The following is a 6,709-nucleotide window of genomic DNA, read 5'->3' as shown; positions in this document are numbered from 1 at the left end:
TTGGACCCATGGGACATGTACGCATAACCCCTTCAGAAGTTCCAGGTCCTTTTGATTTAACCTGGTGGCAATGGCAGGGAGGCCACACCCGTACCCATCTCGAACACGGAAGTTAAGCTCCCTAGCGCCGATGGTACTGCATGGGAGACTGTGTGGGAGAGTAGGACGCTGCCGGGTTATTCTTCAAAAAGCCCTGATCAATCTTCCCGATTGGTCAGGGCTTTTTTTATTTTAACGGGAACATCTACGGCTTGATCGTTAGTGCGAGCAAGTTAACAATGAATAATTGGTTAACAATTGAGGATGCTGCGCCCCAATCATAAATGGGGGCCCAAAGGGTCCTCCGCAATTATTAATTGATTATGCCCGTACCCATCTCGAACACGGAAGGCCTGATCTTATGTTTGGGTCCCTATCGTCGATGGTACTGCATGGGAGACTGTGTGGGAGAGTAGGACGCTGCCGGGTTATTCTTGAAAAAGCCCTGATCAATCTTCCCGATTGGTCAGGGCTTTTTTTTGTTCTGCAGACATGCTTTAATCTTTGATCAGGGGGATAGCGTTTAACCCGGTACAAACACCCCCTTGAAACTCAGTTCCCGGAATTATCCTGCCGTTTGTATCGGCCCGGTGAGTAAAATTGGAGATGCCTCAATTTTTTCTGCTTCCATCAGGTTAACGACCCGTCCAAAAGCACTCATAATCATCAACTGCTCCCAGTCCTCGATTTTGGAAAATCCTTCTGTAAATGTTTCCTGGAGCAGGGGAGGCAAATTTTCTATGATTTCTTTCCCTTTAACCGTAAGAAAAAGACTGACGGCTCTTCGGTCATCTTCTCTTCTTTTTCGTGAAATATATCCTTTGGCTTCCAGACGTTTGGTAATATCCGTCACCGTTGCCTGACTTAAGCTGGTCGCTTTTGACAATGGAGTGATTGAGATTTGTCCTGAGATGGAAATTTCCTGCAGTACAATCAGCTGCGGCCCTGTCAGGCCAAAGTGTTTATTTAATTTCCGCGAATGAATGTCAACGGCCTGAATTATCTTTCTTATGGATATCAGTAAATCCCGGCACCTTTCTTCATTTAACTTCTTTCCCGGCATGCTGCCTCCCCCATTGGATTTGTATAGTCGCCCATACTAACTTAATCGGCCTGATAAGGGCAATCATTATCACAGAATCATCCTCATTTAAATTAGGAGGACCCTCTGATGAAACGATGACTCCTATTTTACTTTTTTCCAACGGCAGGTCAGGGCTCTGCCACCGGAATCATCAGGTGCCTTGATATCCCGTAAATTATAGCGTTTGAGCAAGGCAGTCCAGTCCGCCGGAGAGGACCACCAATATCCCTTTAAAAAAGATTTAAGATTAAGCAGGCGGTCAACCATAATCCCCTGTATCAGTATGCTCAGAGGGACTGACATTTCCCGCCTGCCCGGATTCTCAGCAGATTAAATCAGGAGGCAAACCACCAGCGTTCCGCGTTTTTATTGCCATCCAGCTCCATGTGGGCGGAAATGGAACCGTAACCGACCTTTTTGGACTGGGCCTCAACGATCTGGTTGAACATGGGAACAATGGTGCCGCTGTCATCTTTGCAGATTTCCTGCATATCGGCATAAAGCTGTCTGCGCTTGTTGTCATCCAGCTCTGCCCTTGCCTCTACCAGCAGTTTGTTAAATTTATCATTACTCCAATGGGTATCGTTCCATGGGGCCCCTTTGGCATAGGCAACGGAAAACATCATGTCCTCAACCGGACGGCCTCCCCAATAACACATGCACCATTCTTTTTTCGTCCAGACATTGCTCCAGTATCCATCGTCCGGTTCACGGACCACATTGACTTTGATTCCGGCTTTTTTGGCGCTTTCCTGATAAAGGACAGCCGTGTCAACGGCACCGGCAAAAGCGGCATCAGATGCATGAAGGTTAAAGGTGTGGTCCAGCATTCCAGCTTTTTTCATCAAAAATTTTGCCTGATCAGGATCATATTCCCTCTGTTTAAGTCCGGAGGCATGATACCGGTTTACCGGAGAAATGGGATGGTCATTGCCAGGTTCTCCGTATCCCTTTAGTATGGTTTTAACCATTTCTTTCCGGTTCACTGCCAGTTTCAGCGCTGTCCTGACATCGTTGTCAGAGTAGGGTTTCTGATCCACCATCATGGGCATGGAATAGTGCATGGTGCCGGTGAGGGCGGTCACATTTACGGAAGGCATCCGTTTGAACAGGTGTACGGTTTTCAGGTCCACCCGGTCCATGGCGTCGATGCGGCCGGTTTTCAAGGCATTGCTTCTGGCATTGACGTCTGCAATGGCAAGGGTTTCCACTTCATCAAAATGGGCCCGGTTTTCTTTCCAATAATTGGGATTCCGCCGGGTCAGGGTACGCACACCCGGTTCCCACTCTTCAAGCATATATCCGCCTGTGCCGACCCCTTTTTCCCACTCTTTGCCCTGGAGGCCCTCGGGGCAGATGACCAGATGATAATCTCCCAGAATGAAAGGAAAGTCTGCACTGCCTTCTGACAAGTCAAATATAACAGTGTACTTTCCGTCTGCCTTGATCTCTTTTACGGATTTGAGATAAGGCTTTGCCGCTGACTTGGATTTTTCTCCCCGGTGATGGTTAATGGAGAAAATCACATCATCTGCTGTCATTGTTTTTCCATTGTGAAATTCAACCCCTTTCCGGAGATTGAAAACCCATTTTTTTGCATCGGGTGAAGATTCCCAGGACTCGGCAAGTTCCGGCACCGGTTTGAAGTTATGATCGATTTCGACCAGGCAGTTTCTGATCTGGAAGTTGGTGTTAATGGCATGATTGGCCAGGAGCAGCGCCGGATCAAGGGAGTCAGAGGTGCCGGCTCCGGACATGGCCTGCCGGAAAGTTCCCCCTTTTTTAGGGGTTGCAGCAAAAGCCTTGCCGGACAAAAATGAAGGGATCAGGGCGGCCGACACCCCCAGGGCAGACAACTGGGAAACAAACTGGCGGCGGGTTATTTTTTTTTGATCAAACATCAGGGCCAATTTAGAAAAATCTGTCATTATATTCTCCTTTGTTGAAATTATAGGTTTAGATAAAGGATTCGGACCGTTCCTCAAGCAGATTGTCCAGCCAGTCCGGATCCATCTTTGGAACTGATGCCAGAAGCTTGTCTGTATATTCGTGGTGGGGCGGAGAAAGGACTTTTGCCTTTTCGCCCTGTTCAATGATTCTGCCTTCCAGCATGATCACAATCTTATCGGCTATGGCCTTTACCGTCGCAAGATCATGGGTGATAAACAGATAGGATACATCTGTTTTATTCTGGAGATCCTGGAGCAGATCCAGTATGCCCTCGGCAACCAACTGATCCAGCGCCGAAGTCACTTCATCACAGATGATCAGATCCGGTTCCGCTGCCAGGGCCCGGGCAATGCAGATCCTCTGTTTTTCCCCGCCGGACAGTTCCGTGGTTACGCGGTCAATATAGGTGTCCGGATCAAGTTCAATTTTTTTCAGCAGATCCCTGATCCGTTCCTCTGCTTTTTTCCCTTTCAGGCCAAAATAAAAGTTAAGGGGCCGGCCGATCACTTTTCTGACCGTATGTTTGGGATTCAGGGCAGTGTCCGGCATCTGGTAGATCATCTGCATCTTTCTCAGATCATCTTTATCCCGTTGATTCAATTCAGTGGGCAGGTTTTTTCCGGAAAATTCAATTTCTCCTCCAGCCGCCGGGAGCAGGCCTGTGATCACCCTTGCCAGGGTACTTTTGCCGCTACCGGACTCCCCGACCAGGGCAACGGTCTTTCCGGTTCTGACCACAAGGTTGATGTCCTCCAGCACATTTTCATCACCGGTATAAGAGGCGGATACATCCTTTACTTTCAGGATCACATCGGTCTGTCCGGAATGGGTTTTCCCCTCTCTGAGCTGCCGCACATTCAAGAGCTGGCGGGTATATTTTTCCTTTGGGTTTTGGATAAGCGACCGGGTTTCCCCTTCTTCCACCAGACGGCCGTTGCGAAGCACCATGATGCGGTGGGCCACCTGGGCCACCACGGCAAGGTCATGGGTGATATACAGGGCCGCCTTGTTCATTTTTTCAGTAATTTCCTTAACCGCCGCCAAAACTTCTATCTGAGTGGTCACATCCAGTGCAGTCGTCGGCTCGTCAAACACGATAATTTCGGGTTTACAGGACATGGACATGGCCACCATGGCCCGTTGAAGCTGTCCGCCGGAGAGCTCATGGGGAAAGCGAAAGCCGATTTTCTCCGGGTTGGGAAGGAAGAGGCGGTCATAGATCTCCACGGCATCTTTTTGGGCCTCTCCATAAGTCATAAGACCATGGTGCACCGGGGCCTCTGCATATTGATGGATCACCCGGTGGGAGGGATTGAATGAAGCGGCTGCGCTCTGGGCCACATAGGCGATTTTGGACCCCCGTATCGATCTCAAAGTCTCGCTGCTGGCATTGAACAGCTCTTGGCCTTGAAGGTTGATTGAGCCGGAGGCCAGGCGGCATCCCGGCCGGGTGTATCCCATGGCCGCAAGTCCGATGGTGGATTTTCCTGCACCGGACTCCCCGATCAGACCGAGGACCTCACCCCGCTTCAGGGTTAAACTGATGTTTCTAACAATGGAATGCCATTGGTTTTCATAAAAACCTTCAATGTATAAATTTTTTATTTCAAGCAGGTTTGTCATCTTTTTTCCTCACTCCTTAAGACCGCTGGATAGATGGAGAAACCAGTCCACGATCAAATTTACGCCAACGGTTAAAAATGCGATAGCCGCCGCAGGAATCAGTGGGGTGTATATACCGAAGGTAATGGCTCCGGCGTTTTCCCGGACCATTCCTCCCCAGTCGGCCAGCGGGGGTTGAATCCCCAGGCCTAAAAAGCTCAGAGAAGCGATAAACAAAAAGACAAAGCAGAACCTGAGCCCGAATTCAGCCACCAGCGGAGGCAGGGCATTGGGAAGAATTTCCTGTATCATAATCCATCGGGTGCCTTCCCCCCTCAGCCGTGCTGCCTCCACAAACTCCATTACTTCGACATCCATGGCAACCGCCCGTGCCAATCGATACACACGTGTGGAATCCAGAAGGGCAATGGTTAGGATGAGTACCGGAATCGAAGATCCCAGAACAGATAAAACCATCAGGGCAAAGATCAGTGTAGGAAATGCCATGATGACATCAATGATCCGGCTCAACACCTGGTCTGTCCATCCCTTTTTGACTGCGGCCACAAATCCGAGCAGGGAACCGGATGAGAAGGATAGAATCGTTGTAATGAACGCCAGGGCAATGGTATTCCGGGCACCATAGACCATCCGGGTGAGCAGGTCCCGCCCGATGTGGTCGGTCCCCAGGTAAAACTTATCTGAAAAAACCTCCCACACATCTCCCACAACACTGGTCTCTCCGTAGGGTGCGATCAAAGGGGCAAAAATAGCAATCAGTATATTGAAAAGGACGATCCCGGCACCGATTTTTGCGGACAGGGGGGCGTTTTGAAATAATTTTAACACGGAATCAACCTCACTGGATATTGGATTGTCTCAATCTGGGATTGGAAAGCATTGAAAAGATGTCGGCCAAAAGGTTTAAAAAAATATAAACAAGTGAAAAGATCAATCCAGCGGCCTGGACCACGGGCAGATCCCTCTTGGCTACCGAGTCCACCAGCAATTGTCCCAGTCCGGGATAAACAAACACCACCTCCACAATGACCACCCCCACAACCAGATAAGCAATATTGACTGCGATGACATTGATCACAGGCGACAATGAATTGGGAAATGCATGGTGAATGATAATTTTAAGCCGGGTTATCCCTTTCAACTCCGCCATTTCGATATAGGCACTGGCCAGGACGTTTATGATGGCCGCCCGGGTCTGTCTCATCATATGGGCGGTGACCACGCAGGTCAGGGTCAGGGAGGGCAGAAGAATCGTATAGAGCCGGTCAGCCAGACCCATTTTCGGATCAATGACCGAAAGACTGGGGAAGAGGTTCAGCTGGACAGACAGGATGCTGATAAAAATATATGCCACAAAGAATTCAGGAAAAGAGATAAAAGAGAGGGTGATGATCGAGATCATTTTATCAAACAGGGAGTTTCGGTAAAATGCCGCGGCCATACCCAAAAGAATGGCCAGGGGGATGGCAATTACAGATGTGCTCACCGCCAGGAAAAGGGTGTTGGCCAGGCGCCAGGAGATCAGTTCGGAAACCGGTCTTCCATTGGCAAGGGAAGTCCCGAAATCTCCATGAACAAATTCCTTCAGCCATGCCACATACCGGACATGGGCCGGCAGATCAAGCTTGAGTTCTTTTCTGAATGCTTCTACCGTTTCAGGGGTAGCGGATTGGCCTAAAACGGTCTCAGCCACATCCCCCGGTAAAAGCTCCACCCCGATAAAGATGATGATGGATATGACACATACGGTTACAAGGCTGGCACTGCACCGTTTAATAATTAATGAAAGGACATTTTTCATAAAAACAACAAATCTTACCCTTCTTCGGTATGTTGATCACAAAAACCGGACTCATTCAACTCTATGTTTTGAGAATCCCGCTGAAAGAGACCCATCCGCCTTTATGGTTGCTTAATAAAGGGCAATCATAGGCGGTCTGGATCCAGCCATAAGCAGGTGAAACAATATCGAACACAATATAAAATGTCAAGATGCATAGAACACAATAATTC

5 protein-coding genes and 1 rRNA gene are annotated in these 6,709 nt (G+C 49.0%); 1 reads left to right on the top strand and 5 read right to left on the bottom strand.

All coding sequences use genetic code 11. The annotated features are described in order from the left end of the window. The first annotated feature begins 60 nt into the window (after nucleotides 1-60). Nucleotides 61-177 (top strand): 5S ribosomal RNA (rrf, locus tag F608_RS0129810). Between the two features lie 427 nt (nucleotides 178-604). Here rrf and F608_RS0129805 read toward each other — a convergent pair. The 5 genes from F608_RS0129805 to F608_RS0129780 all read right to left on the bottom strand — a co-directional run bounded on the left by F608_RS0129805 (nucleotide 605) and on the right by F608_RS0129780 (nucleotide 6,497). Beyond that, on the bottom strand, nucleotides 605-1,102 hold the full coding sequence (locus F608_RS0129805) for a MarR family winged helix-turn-helix transcriptional regulator (protein ID WP_022669422.1): 498 nt from the start codon (nucleotides 1,100-1,102) through the stop codon (nucleotides 605-607). A 356-nt stretch (nucleotides 1,103-1,458) separates the two neighbouring features. Beyond that, the gene (locus F608_RS0129795) at nucleotides 1,459-3,051 is read right to left on the bottom strand and encodes an ABC transporter substrate-binding protein (RefSeq protein ID WP_022669420.1); all 1,593 of its coding nucleotides are present in this window, start codon (nucleotides 3,049-3,051) and stop codon (nucleotides 1,459-1,461) included. A 28-nt stretch (nucleotides 3,052-3,079) separates the two neighbouring features. Further along, complete coding sequence (locus tag F608_RS0129790; protein ID WP_022669419.1) at nucleotides 3,080-4,696, bottom strand: ABC transporter ATP-binding protein; 1,617 nt, start codon at nucleotides 4,694-4,696, stop codon at nucleotides 3,080-3,082. 9 nt (nucleotides 4,697-4,705) lie between these two features. Continuing rightward, nucleotides 4,706-5,524, bottom strand: coding sequence for an ABC transporter permease (locus tag F608_RS0129785; RefSeq protein WP_022669418.1), 819 nt, complete (start codon nucleotides 5,522-5,524; stop codon nucleotides 4,706-4,708). Between the two features lie 10 nt (nucleotides 5,525-5,534). Continuing rightward, entirely contained in the window at nucleotides 5,535-6,497 is a 963-nt protein-coding gene (locus tag F608_RS0129780) for an ABC transporter permease (RefSeq protein WP_022669417.1), read from the bottom strand. Between the last annotated feature and the right edge of the window lie 212 nt (nucleotides 6,498-6,709).

Source organism: Desulfospira joergensenii DSM 10085, from assembly GCF_000420085.1.
Classification (GTDB): Bacteria; Desulfobacterota; Desulfobacteria; order Desulfobacterales; family Desulfobacteraceae; genus Desulfospira; species Desulfospira joergensenii.
Note: the sequence above shows the minus strand (reverse complement) of the source record. Positions and strands in the feature narration are given on the sequence as shown.